A 380-nucleotide genomic window follows, 5' to 3' on the forward strand; every position below is an offset into this window, starting at 1 on the left:
CTCCACCGGGCCGGCGTTCCTGGACCCGGGCCATGAAAGCATCGAGCGCCGTGCCTTCACGGCCCGGATACTGGTGGATCAGGTCGACAGCATCAACTTCCCGCGCTTCGGCTACGGGGCGACGATGAACGTCTACTCGTCGCAAGGCGCAATGGGCGCCACCGACACCTATACCAAGGGCGACCTGACGGCCACCTATGCGCACTCCTTCGGCAACAACACCATCAACTTTGGCGTGCGGGCGGGCTCCAACCTGGGCGGGCCGGCGCTGCCGCCGTACGCGATGTTCCAGTGGGGCGGCTTCCTGCAGCAGTCCGGCTACTCCACCGGGCAGCTGATTGGCGGCAATATCCAGTTCGCGCGGATGGTCTACTACGACA

At 65.3% G+C, this 380-nt stretch carries 1 protein-coding gene; it reads left to right on the forward strand.

All coding sequences use genetic code 11. The annotated features are described in order from the left end of the window. Positions 1 to 380: BamA/TamA family outer membrane protein (locus tag AB4Z35_RS31135; protein WP_442101317.1), on the forward strand; the 380-nt coding region annotated here is incomplete at both ends.

This window comes from Pseudomonas sp. KB_15, assembly GCF_052114525.1.
In the GTDB taxonomy this organism is placed as follows: Bacteria; Pseudomonadota; Gammaproteobacteria; order Pseudomonadales; family Pseudomonadaceae; genus Aquipseudomonas.